Origin of the sequence: Streptomyces sp. NBC_00247 (assembly GCF_036188265.1) — a bacterium.
Lineage (GTDB): Bacteria > Actinomycetota > Actinomycetes > Streptomycetales > Streptomycetaceae > Streptomyces.
In genome coordinates this window covers 2,168,589-2,183,731 of record NZ_CP108093.1, presented here as the reverse complement: position 1 = coordinate 2,183,731, position 15,143 = coordinate 2,168,589, and the positions used below count along the sequence as shown (strand labels likewise).

Annotated in this window: 13 protein-coding genes; 11 read left to right on the top strand and 2 right to left on the bottom strand. The window is 73.0% G+C overall.

Features of this window, described 5'->3' with window-relative positions:
- Window positions 1-11: 11 nt before the first annotated feature.
- Window positions 12-1,211, top strand: coding sequence for a hypothetical protein (locus tag OHT52_RS09000; protein WP_328719601.1), 1,200 nt, complete (start codon window positions 12-14; stop codon window positions 1,209-1,211).
- 15 nt (window positions 1,212-1,226) lie between these two features.
- Here OHT52_RS09000 and OHT52_RS08995 read toward each other — a convergent pair whose 3' ends face one another.
- Window positions 1,227-3,371 carry a S9 family peptidase gene (locus tag OHT52_RS08995; RefSeq protein ID WP_328719600.1) on the bottom strand — a complete coding sequence of 715 codons (2,145 nt, stop codon included), beginning with the start codon at window positions 3,369-3,371 and terminating at the stop codon, window positions 1,227-1,229.
- 215 nt (window positions 3,372-3,586) lie between these two features.
- Between OHT52_RS08995 and OHT52_RS08990 the strand changes: the two genes are divergently transcribed.
- The 7 genes from OHT52_RS08990 (at window position 3,587) to OHT52_RS08960 (ending at window position 10,853) form a co-directional block, all read left to right on the top strand.
- The gene (locus tag OHT52_RS08990) at window positions 3,587-3,781 is read left to right on the top strand and encodes a hypothetical protein (RefSeq protein WP_266708674.1); all 195 of its coding nucleotides are present in this window, start codon (window positions 3,587-3,589) and stop codon (window positions 3,779-3,781) included.
- Between the two features lie 171 nt (window positions 3,782-3,952).
- On the top strand, window positions 3,953-4,867 hold the full coding sequence (mshB, locus tag OHT52_RS08985) for an N-acetyl-1-D-myo-inositol-2-amino-2-deoxy-alpha-D-glucopyranoside deacetylase (protein WP_328719599.1): 915 nt from the start codon (window positions 3,953-3,955) through the stop codon (window positions 4,865-4,867).
- The gene (locus OHT52_RS08980) at window positions 4,864-5,334 is read left to right on the top strand and encodes a DUF6113 family protein (RefSeq protein WP_328719598.1); all 471 of its coding nucleotides are present in this window, start codon (window positions 4,864-4,866) and stop codon (window positions 5,332-5,334) included. Before mshB ends, OHT52_RS08980 begins: the two co-directional genes overlap by 4 nt.
- 175 nt (window positions 5,335-5,509) lie before the next feature.
- The gene (locus tag OHT52_RS08975; RefSeq protein WP_328719597.1) at window positions 5,510-7,600 is read left to right on the top strand and encodes a hypothetical protein; all 2,091 of its coding nucleotides are present in this window, start codon (window positions 5,510-5,512) and stop codon (window positions 7,598-7,600) included.
- Window positions 7,601-7,816: 216 nt separating this feature from the next.
- Complete coding sequence (locus OHT52_RS08970; protein ID WP_328719596.1) at window positions 7,817-8,752, top strand: ABC transporter ATP-binding protein; 936 nt, start codon at window positions 7,817-7,819, stop codon at window positions 8,750-8,752.
- A gap of 227 nt (window positions 8,753-8,979) precedes the next feature.
- Window positions 8,980-9,666, top strand: a complete 687-nt coding sequence (locus OHT52_RS08965) for an ABC transporter permease (protein WP_328723665.1) — start codon at window positions 8,980-8,982, stop codon at window positions 9,664-9,666.
- Window positions 9,663-10,853 carry a sensor histidine kinase gene (locus OHT52_RS08960; protein ID WP_328719595.1) on the top strand — a complete coding sequence of 397 codons (1,191 nt, stop codon included), beginning with the start codon at window positions 9,663-9,665 and terminating at the stop codon, window positions 10,851-10,853. The genes OHT52_RS08965 and OHT52_RS08960 overlap by 4 nt, the downstream gene beginning before the upstream one ends.
- A gap of 36 nt (window positions 10,854-10,889) precedes the next feature.
- Here the strand turns inward: OHT52_RS08960 and OHT52_RS08955 are convergent, their stop codons facing one another.
- Window positions 10,890-12,320 carry a COG1470 family protein gene (locus tag OHT52_RS08955; RefSeq protein ID WP_328719594.1) on the bottom strand — a complete coding sequence of 477 codons (1,431 nt, stop codon included), beginning with the start codon at window positions 12,318-12,320 and terminating at the stop codon, window positions 10,890-10,892.
- Window positions 12,321-12,667: 347 nt separating this feature from the next.
- On the opposite strand from OHT52_RS08955, the gene OHT52_RS08950 reads away from it, so the two are divergent.
- From OHT52_RS08950 to OHT52_RS08940, 3 genes are all read left to right on the top strand, one after another.
- Window positions 12,668-13,285, top strand: a complete 618-nt coding sequence (locus OHT52_RS08950; protein WP_328719593.1) for a response regulator transcription factor — start codon at window positions 12,668-12,670, stop codon at window positions 13,283-13,285.
- Window positions 13,286-13,700: 415 nt separating this feature from the next.
- Complete coding sequence (locus OHT52_RS08945; protein ID WP_328719592.1) at window positions 13,701-14,867, top strand: MarR family transcriptional regulator; 1,167 nt, start codon at window positions 13,701-13,703, stop codon at window positions 14,865-14,867.
- The gene (locus OHT52_RS08940; RefSeq protein ID WP_328719591.1) at window positions 14,864-15,085 is read left to right on the top strand and encodes a hypothetical protein; all 222 of its coding nucleotides are present in this window, start codon (window positions 14,864-14,866) and stop codon (window positions 15,083-15,085) included. Before OHT52_RS08945 ends, OHT52_RS08940 begins: the two co-directional genes overlap by 4 nt.
- Window positions 15,086-15,143 lie beyond the last annotated feature (58 nt).

The window sequence follows — 15,143 nt, the reverse complement described above, 5'->3', positions numbered from 1 at the left end:
AGTATCGCCGCGTGACACTCACACGGGGAGCCCGCATCACCGGTACGGCTCTCAGCGCCGTGCTCGCACTGATCACCGCCGGCTGGATCGTCCGGGACCTGCGGGTCCTCCACGGTCCCGGCCCCCTCTGGGACATGTGGTCGGGGCTGCCCGAGGCCTTCCCCGCCGGAATGCCCACCACGACCGGCGGCACCCTGGTCCTCCTGCTCGTCCAGGTCGTCACCGCCTTCGTCGTGCCCCGGTCGCCGGTCGCGGCCGCCGCGCTGGTCGCCACCGGCACGACGACGCTGCTGCTCCGGCTTCCCGGCGTCTGGATCACCACCGCCTCGTGGATGGCGGGCCGGTACTCCGACGAACTCCGCGTCCGCGCGCTGATCTTCACCCTCGTCACCCTGGCGGTCTCGGTCGCGATGATCGTGACCGCGGCGGTCGGCCGGCGGCCCGCCGTGGAGGTGGGGTTGCCCGCGCCGACCCGGCCCACCACGGGGGCCGCGGTCGTGGCGTTCCTCGCGCTCGGGATCTCCGGGGTGGTGGTGATCGCGTGGGAGATCCGGCAGTACTCCGTCTACCCGGCCGAGGTCTACCCCGCCTGGTACTTCGGCGGGCACGCGATCAGCGCCCCGCTGTACGACGCGCCGGCCGGCTGGTCCACCGTGGCGGTGGCGCTGCTCGCCCTGTTCGCCGGGGCCGCGGCACTCGCGCACGCCGTGCACTCCCGGCCGTTCGCGGGCATCGCCGCGGCTTTCCTGCTGTTCTCCGGCGGCATGAGCATCGTCCGCGGTGTCCGGCTGCACCTGTTCGGGATGTTCACCGACGCGGGGATCGAAGGCCAACTGAGCATGATGTCCTGGGTGTTCCTCGCCCTCGCGGGTGTCGTCGCGCTGCTGGCGACCGTCCGCCGGGGGCGTCCCGCCGCCGGGGGCGGACCGGGAGAGGGCTGGGGGCCGGGTGCCCCGGGGTACGGCTACCCGCCCCTCGGGCCGCCCGGCCGGGCACCCGGCTACGGCTACCCGTACCCGTCGTCGGCCTCCGGCTCCGGGTACCCGGGCACGCCCGGCTACGGCTACCCGCCCGCCGGGTACGGCCCCGGCCAGGACTCCGGACGGGACCCGGCGCAGGGCTCCGGTCCGGGCCCCGGCCAGGGCCCCGGGCCCGGCGGGGGCGGCGGCTTCGGTCCGCCGCCGCCCTCGTCACCGCCGCCCGGCCGGTGAGCCCGGAACCCCGGGTCAGTCCGTCGCGCCGGCCGGCGTCGACGGCAGGCCCAGGGACCGCTTGAGGAAGTCCACCTGGAGCAGCAGCAGGTTCTCCGCGACCTCCTCCTGCGGGGTCATGTGCGTCACCCCGCTGAGCGGCAGCACCTCGTGCGGGCGGCCCGCCGCCAGCAGCGCGGAGGAGAGCCGCAGCGAGTGCGCGACCACCACGTTGTCGTCGGCCAGGCCGTGCACGATCATCATCGGCCGTACGGTGTCCGCCGGTTCGGACAGTCCGCCGTCGGTCACCAGCGAGTTGCGCGCGTACACCTCGGGCTGCGCGGCGGGGTCGCCGAGGTACCGCTCCATGTAGTGGGTGTCGTAGAGGCGCTGGTCGGTGACCGGGGCGCCCACGACGGCCGCGTGGAACACGTCCGGGCGCCGCAGCACCGCGAGGCCCGCGAGGAAGCCGCCGTACGACCAGCCGCGCATCGCCACCTTCGACAGGTCCAGCGGGAAGTCCCCGGCCAGCGCGTGCAGGGCCTCCACCTGGTCGTCCAGGGTGAGTACCAGGTTGTCGAGCACGGCCTTCTCCCAGGCGGGGGAGCGGCCCGGGGCACCCCGGCCGTCCGCGACCACCACCGCGAAGCCCTGGTCGGCGAACCACTGGGAGGTGAGGTGGGCGTTGTACGCGGCGACCACCCGGCGGCCGTGCGGGCCGCCGTACGGGTCCATCAGCACCGGAAGCGGACCGTCCGACTCCTGGTAGCCGGTGGGCAGCAGTACGGCGCACGGGATGCGCCGCGCGCCCCCCTCGGTGAGGGTGAGCCGGGGCTGCAGCCCGGGTTCCTGGGCGTGGTTCGCCACCTGGGCGACCTGCTTGCCGTCCCGCAGGACGCGGGCGGTCGCGCCGGAGCGCTCCAGGGAGGTGGAGAGCAGCACCGTGAGAGGGCCGGAGCGGACCGCCGAGTGGACACCCACCCCCTCCGACATCCGTTCGACGCCCAGTTCGTTCACCCGGTACACATGGCACTCGCCGATCTCCGGCGCGGCGGCCTCCTCGCCCGCCACCGCCAGCACCAGGACGTCCGACTCCCCGACGTCGAGCACCGCCTGGAGGTGCAACCGCGCCCCCGTCAGGGCCCGGTCGCCCACGTGCAGGACCCGCGCCCCGCCCTCGTCCGCGATCCGCACGAGCCGCCCGTCCGGCGTCCAGGCGGGCACCCCACCGAAAAGATCAAGCCACGCCGGGTCCTCTTCCGCGTGCACGGTCCGGGTCGCCCCGGTCGCCGGGTCCACCGCCAGATACCGCTGACCGCGCTGGTCGCGCGCCTGCACCAGCAGCAGCGGCGCACCCGCCGACGACCAGTGCACCCGGGCCAGATACGGGTAACGCGCCCGGTCCCACACCACCTCGGTGCGCCCGCCGGCGAGGTCCATGACGAAGAGCCGCACCTCGGCGTTGGGCGTCCCGGCCGCCGGGTAGGCGACCTCGGCCGGCTTGCGTTCGGGGTGCGCGGGATCGGCGATCCACCAACGCCGGACCGGGCTGTCGTCCACCCGGGCCACCAGCAGCCGGTCCGAATCCGGCGACCACCAGAAGCCCCGGTCGCGGCCCATCTCCTCCTGCGCGATGAACTCCGCGAGCCCGTAGGTGAGGTGCTCCCCCTCCGGTTCGGCCACCGCCCGGTCGTCGGTGCCGTCCGCGCCGACCACCCGCAGCGCACCCCGTGCGACGTAGGCGACGTGCCGCCCGTCGGGGGAGGGCCGGGGGTCGATGACCGGTCCGGGGACCGGCAGCGCGCGTGCCGTGCCCGCACGCAATTCGGCCACGTACACCTTGCCGGAGAGCGCGAAGGCGGCCAACTCCGCCTCGCCGTCCAGCGCGTACCCGACGATGCCGGAGCTGCCCTCACGTGCGCGTTCGCGCCGTGCCCGCTCCTGGGGCGAGAGCTTCTCCGCCGAACCGCCCAGCAGCGCCTCGGGGTCGGCGGCGAGGCGCTCCTGGCCGGTGGAAGGGTCAAGTACCCAGAGCCGGTTGACCGGATCCGTGCCCGAGGTGGAACGCAGGAAGACCACCCGCGTCCCGTCAGGTGAGACGGAGAAGGCCCGGGGCGCTCCCCGGGTGAATCGTTGGGTCCGGGCGTGCTGACGGGGAAAAGACAGCTTCTGCGAGGTCATGAGCCGAAACCTAGCCCGGGGGCGGTCGTCCGTGCGCCCCCTCGTGCTGCCGTGACCCGGACAATGCCCTGGCACGGATAGTTATGATCCGTAGCGCTCGGTGGGTAGGAACCTGCTGGGCTCTTCGTTGCTGCCCGACTGCTGTCCGTTCAGACCCGATGTGTTTGATCTGTCCCGATGTTCCGTCGCGACCGTACTGATGGAGGTGAACCGCCGTGGCACTCTCGATTTCGGCGGTAGTGCTGCTGGCGATCGTCGTCTTCCTGCTGATCCGGAAATCCGGACTCAAGGGCGGACACGCGGCGATCTGCATGCTGCTCGGGTTCTATCTGGCGAGTTCTTCCATCGCCCCGACGATCGCGGACCTCACGTCGAACGTCGCGGGCATGATCGGCAGCATCAAGTTCTGACGGCCCGCCGGGCCGTGCCGGGACTCGGCCGCCCGGCGTGCGTACGAGGGCTCCCACGCGCGCGTGAGGGCCCTCTCGCGCGCGTGGGGCGCCGTACCGTCCGGTCCCCGGACGTGTGAACGGAGGACGCCGACGTCCCCGAGGGGGAGCCGGGCTCGTAGGGTGGTCCTCATGAAGGACCTTCCCGCCCGCCGTCTGCTCCTGGTGCACGCGCACCCCGACGACGAGTCGATCAACAACGGCGCCACCATGGCCAAGTACGTCCACGAGGGCGCCCACGTCACGCTGGTGACCTGCACCCTGGGCGAGGAGGGCGAGGTCATCCCGCCGTCGCTGGCGCACCTCGCGGCCGACCGGGACGACGCGCTGGGGCCGTACCGCGTGGGTGAACTCGCCGCCGCCATGAAGGAACTGGGGGTCACCGACCACCGCTTCCTGGGCGCTTTGGGCAGGTACCGCGACTCCGGGATGATGGGCACCGAGCAGAACCACCGGCCCGGCGCCTTCTGGGACGCCGCCGTGGACGACGCGGCGGCCCCGTTGGTGGAGGTCATCCGCGAGATCCGTCCGCAGGTCCTGGTGACGTACGACCCCGACGGCGGATACGGCCACCCCGACCACGTCCAGGCGCACCGGGTGGCGACCCGGGCGGCCGAACTCGCCGCCGACCCCGGGTACACGGGCGGTTCCGGCGCTCCGCACGCCGTCGCGAAGATCTACTGGAACCGGACGCCCCGCCCGGTGGCCGACGAGGCGTTCGCCCGGCTCCGGGCCGAGGCGCCCGGGGTGTTCGCGGAGATCGCCGACATCGACGACGTGCCCGGCGTGACCGATGAGTCCGTGATCACCACGGAGATCGACGGTTCGGCGTACGCGGAGGCGAAGGCGGCGGCCATGCGGGCGCACGCCACCCAGGTCGCCGTGCACGGCCCCTGGTTCGCCCTCTCCAACGACAAGGGCCAGCCGCTCTTCACCACCGAGTACTACCAACTGGTCCACGGCGCCCCCGGAGGTGGCGGGGAGCGCGAGAGCGATCTCTTCGCGGGCCTGCCCGAGGCCGGCACCGGCACGGGGGCCCGGTCATGAGCGGCAGGAAGGACCGGGCCCGCGCCGAGGCCCGCGCCCCGCGCACCAACGCCCCGCCCCGGGCGCCCGAGCCCACCGGGATGGCGGCCCCGCTCAACCCCCGCCGGATCGGCGCCTACATCGCCCTCGCGGTTCTCGGGGCGCTGGTCGCGGTGGCCGGTGCGCTGGTCCAGGCGGCCTGGTTCCCCGGCGGCCTGCTGCTGGCGCTGGCCGGCGCGGCGGGCGTCTTCTACGCCGGTCGCGTCCTCACCCGTACGCAGCTCGGCGCCTTCGTGCCCGCCGCCGGCTGGCTGATCGCGGTGGTCGTGGTGCTGAACGGACGCCCGGAGGGCGACTTCTTCTTCGGAGGCGGCGACGAGATCGCCCTGGCCCTCTTCGTCCTCGGAGGGATGGTGGTCGCTGTGATCTGCGCCACCTTCGCCGGGGGGTCGATTTCGGCCAACGACCAGGAACGTTCAGGCCGGTGACACGCCTTGAGCGGCAGCTCGTGGGCGTTCACCGGTGTGAGGTGCCGGTGGAGGTTTCCACCGGGCGTGAAACGCCCGTGCGCGGCGGCCAGTATGGTGGTGCGCGCGCCGAGCCGTCCCCTGGCCTGCGGCATGGGGGAAGTACGGGCGGCGGAGCCAATCGGGAGAACCTGCTTTGAGTCGTGAAACTGACAGTTCGTCCTCCGGGCCCCAGGGGCGCGGTGGTGCCGCCTACCCCTCGGGCACGCCGCCGTACGGATCACGCCAGTACCCGTCGTTGCACCCGACGCAGGACGGCGCGGAACCCGCACCCGAGCCCACCCCGGATTCCCCCCGGTCGTCACGGTCCGACGAGCCCAGGACCGAGACGACCCTGACGACGCGCATCCGGATCAACATCCCCGGGTCGCGGCCGATCCCACCCGTCGTGATGCGTACGCCCATGGCGGAGGGCGACAGCGCCCCCGACCCCGAGCGCACGGCCGTCACGCCGCTTCCCGGAGCGGGCACCCCCGCCCCGGGGCAGCCGTCCGGCGAGCCGGCCGCGGAGGCCCGTGACGGCGGTGACCCCGAGGGGACGCCGGCCGAGCCGCCCGCCAAGGAGAAGCCCACCAGCGACTGGTTCGCCCCGCGCAAGGCGCCGGCCGCCCCGTCGGTGCTGGACGGCCCGAGCGGTCCCGTCGGTGCTCCTTCCGGGGGAAGCGCGGCGGGCCCGGGCCCGACGGGTTCGGACACGCCGGGCGGCCCGCGCGCCGAGTCGCCGTACTTCTCCGACGCCCCGCAGTCCGGCTTCCCCGCCGGTCCGCCGGCCGGCCGGAGCGCCCTGGACAGCATCGACGCGGACCTCGCCGACTCGGGCCGGCCCACGCCGGAGTCCGGGGTACGCGCCTCCGGCCCGGCCGGTTCCACGACCGGACCCACGGCCGGCACCGCCAGCTTCCCGTCCGGCTCCGGGGCCGGTAACCCGGGTCCCGGAAGCCCCATCGGCCAGGGTCGTCCCGGCCTCACGGTCCCGGGCGTCCGGAACACGCCCTCGGGCCCCGGTCCGCAGGGCGGCCCCGGTGGCCCCGGCGGCACGGGCTCGGCCCCCCGGCTCTCGGACGACACCGCGATCCTGACGCCCCAGGTCCCCGCGCCCGTCCCGGGCGGCGGGCACGTCTCCGGTGACACCCTCACCGGCGGCATCCCCGTCGTGCCCGGCGGCGCACGGCCGTTCCCGCCCCGCTCCGAGGGGCCGGACGGGCCGAGCCCCGTACCGCAGGGCCCCTCGGGTCCCACCACCCCGCGTCCCGCCCCGCAGACCGCCGCGCCCGCCCGCAAGGGCCGGTCCAAGACGGTCCTGCTGGGCGTCGCGGTCGTCGTCCTGGCGGGCGTCGCCTACGGCGCGGGCCTGCTGATGAACCACTCCGAGGTCCCCAAGGGCACCACGGTCCTCGGCCTGGACATCGGCGGCGGCACGAAGACCGAGGCGGTGAGCAAGCTCGACGCCGAGTTCGGCAAGCGCGCCCAGGCACCGCTGAAGCTGTCGGTCGACGGCAAGCAGACCGAGCTCTCCCCGGAGAAGGCCGGTCTGGCGCTGGACAGCGAGGAGACCGTGCGCGGCGCGGCGGGCAGCGACTACAACCCGGTCTCCGTGATCGGCTCCCTCTTCGGCGGGGCGCGCCCGGCCGACCCGGTCATCCCGGTCGACGAGGAGAAGCTCGCCGCGGCGCTCAACGCCCTGGCCGGTGTCTCCGGTTCCGCGACCGACGGCACCATCAAGTTCGAGCCGAACAAGGCCGAGCCGGTGCCGGGCAAGGCGGGCAAGGGGATCGACGTCAACCAGTCGATCGTCGCCGTACGGGACGCCTACCGCGCCCAGGTCCAGACGGGCACCTCCGCCGTCGTGGAGCTGCCGGTCGTGGCCCGTCAGCCCACCGTCACCCAGGCCGAACTCGACCGGGCGATGAAGGAGTTCGCGGAGCCCGCGATGTCCGGCCTGATCACCATCAAGGCCGGTACCGCGTCGATCGACTTCGGCCCGGCGCGCTCCCTGCCGCAGATCCTGTCGATGAAGGCGGTCGACGGGAAGCTCGTGCCGTACTACGACAAGCAGGCCATCGAGACCCTCTGCGACGGCGTCTTCGACGGCGTCATGGCGACGAAGGCGGACGGCAAGCAGCACCAGGTCGGACCCGACGACGTGGCCAAGGCCATGCAGCAGGCGCTGCTCGGCAAGACCACCGCCGAACGCACGGTCACGATCGACCTCACCGGTCAGGGCTGACCGGGTCCCCGCCGCACCGCACACCGCTCCCGCCCAGGTTTCCCGGGCGGGAGCGGTGGCGTACCCGGCGTCGTCCCCGCGGGCGTACCCGTGAGGCCCCCGTGCCGGCCGTCGCCGTGCGGGCGGCGCTGTCATCCGTGCGGTATGACATCTGTCATCCCCGATCACAGCCCGCCGACCCTGCCGGGCGCACCCCCGTTCGGCGAGGCTGTACCCATGACAACGACAGTCACCGGAGCGACCGCCGCAGCCACGGCCGTGGTCAGCTTCGACCAGGTCAGCAAGGCGTACGGCGACGTGCGCGCGGTCGACGGGCTCCGCCTCGACCTGCACCCCGGCGAGACCGTGGCGCTGCTCGGCCCCAACGGAGCGGGGAAATCCTCCACGCTCGACCTGCTGCTCGGGCTGCGGACGCCGGACAGCGGCACGGTCCGCGTCTTCGGCACCACCCCGCAGGCGGCCATCGCCGCCGGGCAGGTCGGTGCGATGCTGCAGAGCGGCGGGCTGATGGAGGACGTCACCGTCGAGGAGATCGTCCGGCTGGCGTGCAGCCTGCACCCCCGCGCGTACCCGGTCGGCGAGGTGCTGGCACGGGCGGGCATCGCGTCGATCGCCGGCCGCATGGTCAACAAGCTCTCCGGCGGCCAGGAGCAGCGGGTGCGGTTCGCGCTCGCCACCGCCGGGGCCTCCGACCTGATCGTGCTCGACGAGCCGACCACCGGCATGGACGTCACCGCGCGGCAGGCGTTCTGGGCCACCATGCGCGAGCAGGCCGACCAGGGCCGTACCGTCCTGTTCGCCACCCACTACCTCGAAGAGGCCGACGCGATCGCCGACCGCGTCCTCGTCCTCCACAAGGGCCGGTTGCTCGCCGACGGCACCGCCGCCGAGATCAAGGCCAAGGCGGGTGTCCGCAGGATCTCCTTCGAACTGGAGGGCACGATCGACGAAACCGCGCTGCGCGCCCTGCCGTTCCTCTCCGCGCTCGACGTCACCGGCGACCGGGTACGCATCCAGTCGCAGAACGCCGACGCGACCGTCCACGCGATCTACGGCCTCGGCCTCTACCCGCGCGCGCTCGAAGTCACCGGACTCGGCCTGGAGCAGGCCTTCGTCGCCATCACCGAGGCCGAGGAGGCCAGAACCGCATGAGGGACGAGACGAGCACGACGAAGACCGCGACCACCGCGGCCGTGACGACCACCGCGGCCGTGAACGCCGCCGCGCCCCCGGCGCCCGCCGCGAGCGCGGCCGGTGCCGCCGACGCGCGGGGCGGGACGACGGCTCCGGCCACCAGGGCCGGGGCGAATCGGGCGAACCTCTTCTCCTGGGCGCTGATCCGGCTGGAAGTGACCCGCACCCTGCGGAACAAGAAGTTCATGTTCTTCTCGATCCTCTACCCGTCGGTGATCTACCTGGCGGTCTCCAGCACCCAGAACACCACCGGCACGGTCCCCGGCACCGAACTGACCATGCAGGCCTTCTTCATGGTCGCCATGGCCTCCTTCGGCGCGCTGACCGCCGTGCTCATGGGCAACAGCGAACGCATCGCCAAGGAGCGCGAGAAGGGCTGGGTCCGTCAGCTCCGCCTGACCGCGCTGCCCGGTCACGCCTACGTGCTGGGGAAGATCGCCGGCGCCGCGATCGTCACCCTGCCGTGCATCGTGGTCGTGTTCGTGGTGGCCGCCGGGGTCAAGGGCGTACGGCAGGAGGCGTGGCAGTGGTTCGCGCTGGCCGGGGTCATCTGGGCCGGATCGCTCGTCTTCGCCGCCCTCGGAGTGGCCATCGGCTACCTGGCCAGCGGTGACGCGGTCCGCCCGATCACGATGATCATCTACTTCGGGCTCTCGATCCTCGGCGGACTGTGGATGCCCGCCTCCACCTTCCCCGACTGGCTCCAGAACATCTCCCGCTGGCTGCCCACCCACGCGTACGCCGCGCTCGGCCAGGCCATCGAGACCGGTGGCGCCCCGCACGCCCGGGACGTCCTTCTGCTCTGCGCCTATTTCGTGGTCTTCGCGGGCAGCGCGGCCTGGCTCTACCGGAAGGACACCCTGAAGGCGTGAGCGACGACGACACGTGGGTGGGCATCGGGCGCCCGCCGGTCAACCGCCGCCAGGTCGGCATGAAGCTGCTCTGGATCTGCATCTGGCTGGCGTTCATGAGCGCCCCGGTCAAGGACCTCGCCGACGGCGACCACACCGGGTGGGACACCGTGCTCGGCTCCCTCGGACTGGCCGCGTTCGTCTGCGCCTACCTCCACCTGGTCTTCCGCTACACCGCCCGGTCCCCGATTCCGGCCCGGGCGGTGGGGTTCCTCACCGTGCCGGTGACGCTGACCGTCCTGACCGTGCTGGCGACCGTCCTCAGCCTGAGGCTCGGGCTTCCCTGGCTGGTGCTCTTCGTCTACGTCTGCGTCTCCGTCGGCGCCGCCCTGAGACTGCGGGCCGCCGCCTGGCTGATTCCGGCGGTGACCGCCCTGATGGTGGGGCTCGGCCTCGCGATCGGCGGTGACGGGGCGCGGTCGCTGATCGTCGCCCTGGTCCCGCCCGCCCTGCTCGTCGGCTTCGCGATGACCGGCGTACGCCAACTGGTCCGTACGACGGTCGAACTGCGCGAGGCCCGCGCCACCGTCGCCCAACTCGCCGCCAACGAGGAACGCTTGCGCCTCGCCCGCGACCTGCACGACCTGCTCGGCCACTCGCTCTCGCTGATCACCCTGAAGAGCGAGCTGGCCGGGCGGATGCTCCCCGGCCACCCGGACCGGGCGGCCCTCCAGGTCGCCGACATCGAGCAGGTCAGCCGCCAGGCCCTGGCGGACGTGCGGGACGCCGTCACCGGCTACCGCCGGCTCACCCTCGCCGGTGAACTCGCCGGAGCCCGTACCGCGTTGGCGGCGGCGGGCATCACCGCCGAGGTCCCCACCGCCACCCCGGCCCCGGACACCCTGCCCGCGGGCTCCGAGGAGGCCCTCGCCTGGGGGCTGCGGGAAGCCGTCACCAACGTCGTACGCCACAGCGGGGCCGGCACGTGCGCCATCGGCCTCACATCCCGGCAGACCCTCGCCGGCCGTTTCCTCGAACTCACCGTCGCGGACGACGGCCGGGGCGGCGCGGGCATCACCCCCGGCAACGGCCTCACCGGGCTCCGCGAACGCCTCGCCGCCGTGGACGGCACGCTCACCGCCCGCCCGGCCGACACCGGCCGGGGCTTCCGGCTCACCCTGAGCGTGCCGCTGGGGGAGCGTCTTTGAGGGCTGTCCCGCGCTGCCGGGCGGGCGGGCGGCGGATCACGCGTTGAGCCTCACCGCTTCGATCCACAGGTTGTTGTCGCGGGTGCCGGCGTAGGTGAAGTCGTAATCGTCGTCCGGGTTGTCGTCGCAGGTCAGAGGGAGCCAGTCGCCGTCGTGGACGTACGTGCTCTCGCAGACGCTGGTCTTGCCGCCGCCGACCGCGATGGTGAACCCCCGCAGCCACAGGGCGTCCTTCTCGGTACTGCCGAGGTAGGCGTCGGCGCCGTCGACGGCGTACTGCCACGTGTAGGGGAAGTGCTGGTCGTCGGTTCCCGCGGGGTTGCGGGTCATGGCGTTGCCGCCCGAGCCGTCGGTTTTGGACGACGCGACGTTGACGGAGGTGATCTGGTCGCCCGAGCCCGGCGTGCCCGCCGTGTCGCCGTCGCACGCGGCATCGGACCAGCCGTGGTCCCTCGTGTGGACGCGGTAGCAGATGTGCCGTTCACCCGGCTTCTCCGCGGCCTTCTGCCGGACCGCAGTCGCCGCGGTCCGCTCCTCGGTGTCGGTCTTCTTCTCCTCGGAGCCACCGCTTCCCGCCCCGCCCTCGTCCGCCTCCTGCGTCGCGGCGGCGGCCGGGGGTGCCGTGGTCGCGGCGGGTGCGGCCTTCGGCGCCTCGGGGGGCGGCGAGGGCAAGGGGGGCGCCAGCGTGCCGACGGCGGTCTCCTGGGGCTTCTCGGTGGCGGTGCTGGCGACGCGGGGCGAGCGGCTGAGCCAGATCATCACGAACGCGATCACCAGAGCGAGGAGAACGCTCAAGAAGGCCGCCAGCCAGCGCGGCAGGACGCTCCGCTGCACGTAGGTGCCCGCCACGTCCAGCGGCGTGGCACCCGACCGCTGCACCGCCATGGTGTACGGCCGGTCCGCCTTGGACCCGATCCAGGTGATCTGCCGCGGCTTCAGTGTCGTCTTCAGGAACGCCGCGCGTCCCGGCTCGATCTGCACATTGCTCGGTCGGATGTCGTACGACAGGTGATCACCGTTGTCGCTGCCGCGCACCGACGCCGTCAGTTTGGTGTTGCCCAGGTTGTCCACGGCCAGCCTGGGGCGTCCGCGGAAACGGCCCTTCACGGTCGGCGGCACCAACTCCGCCCGCATCTCCGTGAACGGGGTGACGGTGAGGTTCCCCTCCGGGACGGTGGTGGCCTGCGGGTGCTCCGTCGGCGTGACCTTCACCGCGTACGGATGGGGGCCGGCCGCCGCGTCCGGCGTGCGCGGCGGGGAGAACGTCAGCTCGACCGTCCCCGTCGTCCCCGGGAACAACCGCAGTGACGGCGGCTCCACGGCAGCCCAAGGAGCGAGTGAGCCCACCACTTCGAAACGGTACTCGTCCACCACGTCACCGGTGTTGCGCAGACGCAACCGCACGGTCGTACTGTCACCCGGGTCCACGGTCGCGGAGGCAGGTTCGAGAGAGGTCCAGAGGTTCACCCATGGACGTTAAACGCGACATCGGTGCCGGGGCAGGGAGCTACGGGGCACGATGGGTGCCCGAAGGGGCGGAGCCGGTTGCCCCGTGCCCCTGACGGGGGCCTGGCCCACCAGCTGCACCTGTTCCACGACGGTGGCGGTGTCCCGGCCGGCCTGGACCGGGACCCGCCCGCGGCCACCTCCGCCCGGTCGGCGGCGGACCTGCCCGATGCCGCGCTCGCTGGGCCCGTACTCACCGGCAGTGGCGAGGACGCCGAGGACGCCGAGATCGCCCCGGGAAGGGACGTGGCCGACGGGGAGGGTGTTCTGCCCACAGAGGTTCGTGACGCGGCACTAACATCGCCGGAATGAGCGAGCGTGTGATCCGACTCCTCCTCGCCGAGGACCAGTCCATGGTGCGGGAGGCCCTCGCCGCGCTGCTCGGGCTCGAACCCGACATCGAGGTGGCGGCCCAAGTGGCACGCGGCGACGAGGTCCTGGACGCCGCCCGCGCCCACGCCGTCGACGTGGCCCTGCTGGACATCGAGATGCCGGGCATGACCGGCATCGAGGCCGCCGGAGTGCTGCGCCGCGAACTCCCGTCCGTGAAGATCGTGGTGGTCACGACCTTCGGCCGCCCCGGCTACCTCCGCCGCGCGATGGAGGCGGGTGCCGACGCCTTCCTGGTGAAGGACGCGCCTGCCGCCCAACTCGCGGCGGCGGTACGGAAGGTGATCGCCGGAGAGCGTGTCATCGACCCCGCTCTGGCCGCCGCCGCGCTCGCGGAGGGCGCCGACCCGCTGACCGACCGCGAACGGGACGTGCTGCGCGCCGCGGCGGACGGCTCCACCAACGCCGAGATCGCCGCCGCCCTCCACCTCTCGCACGGCACGGTCCGCAACTACCTCTCCACCGCCATCCAGAAGACCGCCGCCCGCAACCGCTCCGACGCGGTACGGATCGCGGCGGCCAAGGGCTGGCTGTAGGCCGCTTCGGAGGACCCGGGCCATGGGAGCGGGCCCCGGAACTCGGGTCTTGGGTCTCGGGGTTCGAGTTCCGGGGTTCGAGTTCCGGGGTTCGAGCTTCGCTGTGGGGCTATCACTCGTTCGAGGGATCGGGAGAGGTGCTCGGACCGACGCTTGAGCTTCGGGATTCGGGGGTCGGGATGCGAGGTCCGGGATTCGAGCGGTGTTGTTCATCCGGGAGGTAGGTAGGGGGGTTTGAGGAAACCTCCCCACCTCCCTCCCACCCCTCGCGATCAGCAAGTATGACTAATGGTGAGCGAGTTGCGGCGGAGAGTCACGCATGCTTACGGTGCCCTCAATGAATCGACCCCGACGCGGTGTTCTAGCACCAGGTCGGGGTCTCACCAAAGATCGCACCCAAAAGAAAGACGATCTCGTGGCTACCCAGCATTTTAGTCCCGCCCTGCCCGCGCCCGCAGCTTCGCGTCCGTACCGCCGGGCCCACACCGGCTACGGCAAGCAGTCCGTACCGTCCGTCTCCGGCCAAGTCGCTTCCGGACCCCGTGACTTCGCGTTCCTGCCGGAGCGTGAGCGGTATGTCGCCGCCTATGTCGACCACTTGCCCGAGGGCGCTTCGATGGACATCAAGTCGCTGGCCAAGGACCTGCCCCTGTACGGCCAGATGGCCATCGGTTCCGCTCTGCGGGCGCTCGGTGTGGCCGGGCACCTGCGGCGCGTACGCAGGCGGACGGGGGGAGACGGCCCGTGCCGGTGGGTGACGCTGACCTTCTGGTCGCGCACCGCCCGCGACAACGAGTGGTGGACCGCCAAGCTCGACGCGGACGCCGCCGTACCCGAGCAGCCTCTCGCGCACCCGGGCGAACCGTGTCCGGCGCCGTGTCCCGAACCGTCTGCCGAGTCCTCTGCCGAGTCCTCTGCCGAGTCAGTGGTTCCCCGGCAGCGCACTGCGGAGGGAGCCCCGGAACGGCCCGCGCTCCCGTACCAACCTCAGCCGGCCGGTGCGCTTTCGGAAGCTGACACCCCGGACGCGGTCGCTTCTCCGGCCGCCGACGCTCCTCCGGCTGTCGACGCTCCTCCGGCTGTCGCCGGTCCCTCTCCCGCCTACGTCGCCCTGGCCGAACTCGGGCGCCGAGACCCTCGCTTGACGCTCTCGGCTGCGGACTGCGAGGTGCTGGAGCCGCTCGCCGCCGCCTGGTTCGCGCGGGGCGTCAGCGCCGGGTACCTGACCTCGGCGCTCACCGCCGGGCTTCCCGAGCAGGTCGGCTCACCCGTCGGGCTGCTGCGCCGCCGCCTCGCCGACAAGATGCCGCCCCGCCTGTCCCCGACGCCCACCCCGCCACCGGTCCCGGCGCCGGGCACCCCCGCCGCTCCGGTACGCGGGCTCCTGGTCGAGTGCACCGACTGCGGGCGCCCCGCCCGCGCCGAAGCACTCCCGGACGGCCTCTGCGCCCCCTGCCGCACCGCCCACCAGGCGCCGCAGCCCGCCGACCCGGACGCGGCCCCGGCGTCGGCCCCGGCCCAGGTCGAACGCGACGTCCCGGCCCTCGTCGCCGGACTCCGCAACCTGATGCGCACCCCGTGAGCCCGGCGGTCGAGCGCCTCCGCCGGACGGGTTCGTCGCCGCTGAAGGGTGTATCGAAAGCGCTGTTCGCGGTGCTCATCGGCGGCTGCGGGCAGCGCTGGATGCACGAGCCGGAGCTGGTACGCGCCACCCTTCCAGTCGTAGAGTTGAACACGTTCAATAAATCTGACAAGGTATCTCTCACGGCCCACTCCTATCGGGTGGCCGATATGGGCTGAAGGTGGGAGGTCCTGGTGGCGGGCGGAAGCAGGCTACGTGCGTTAGGGGCGACCCTCG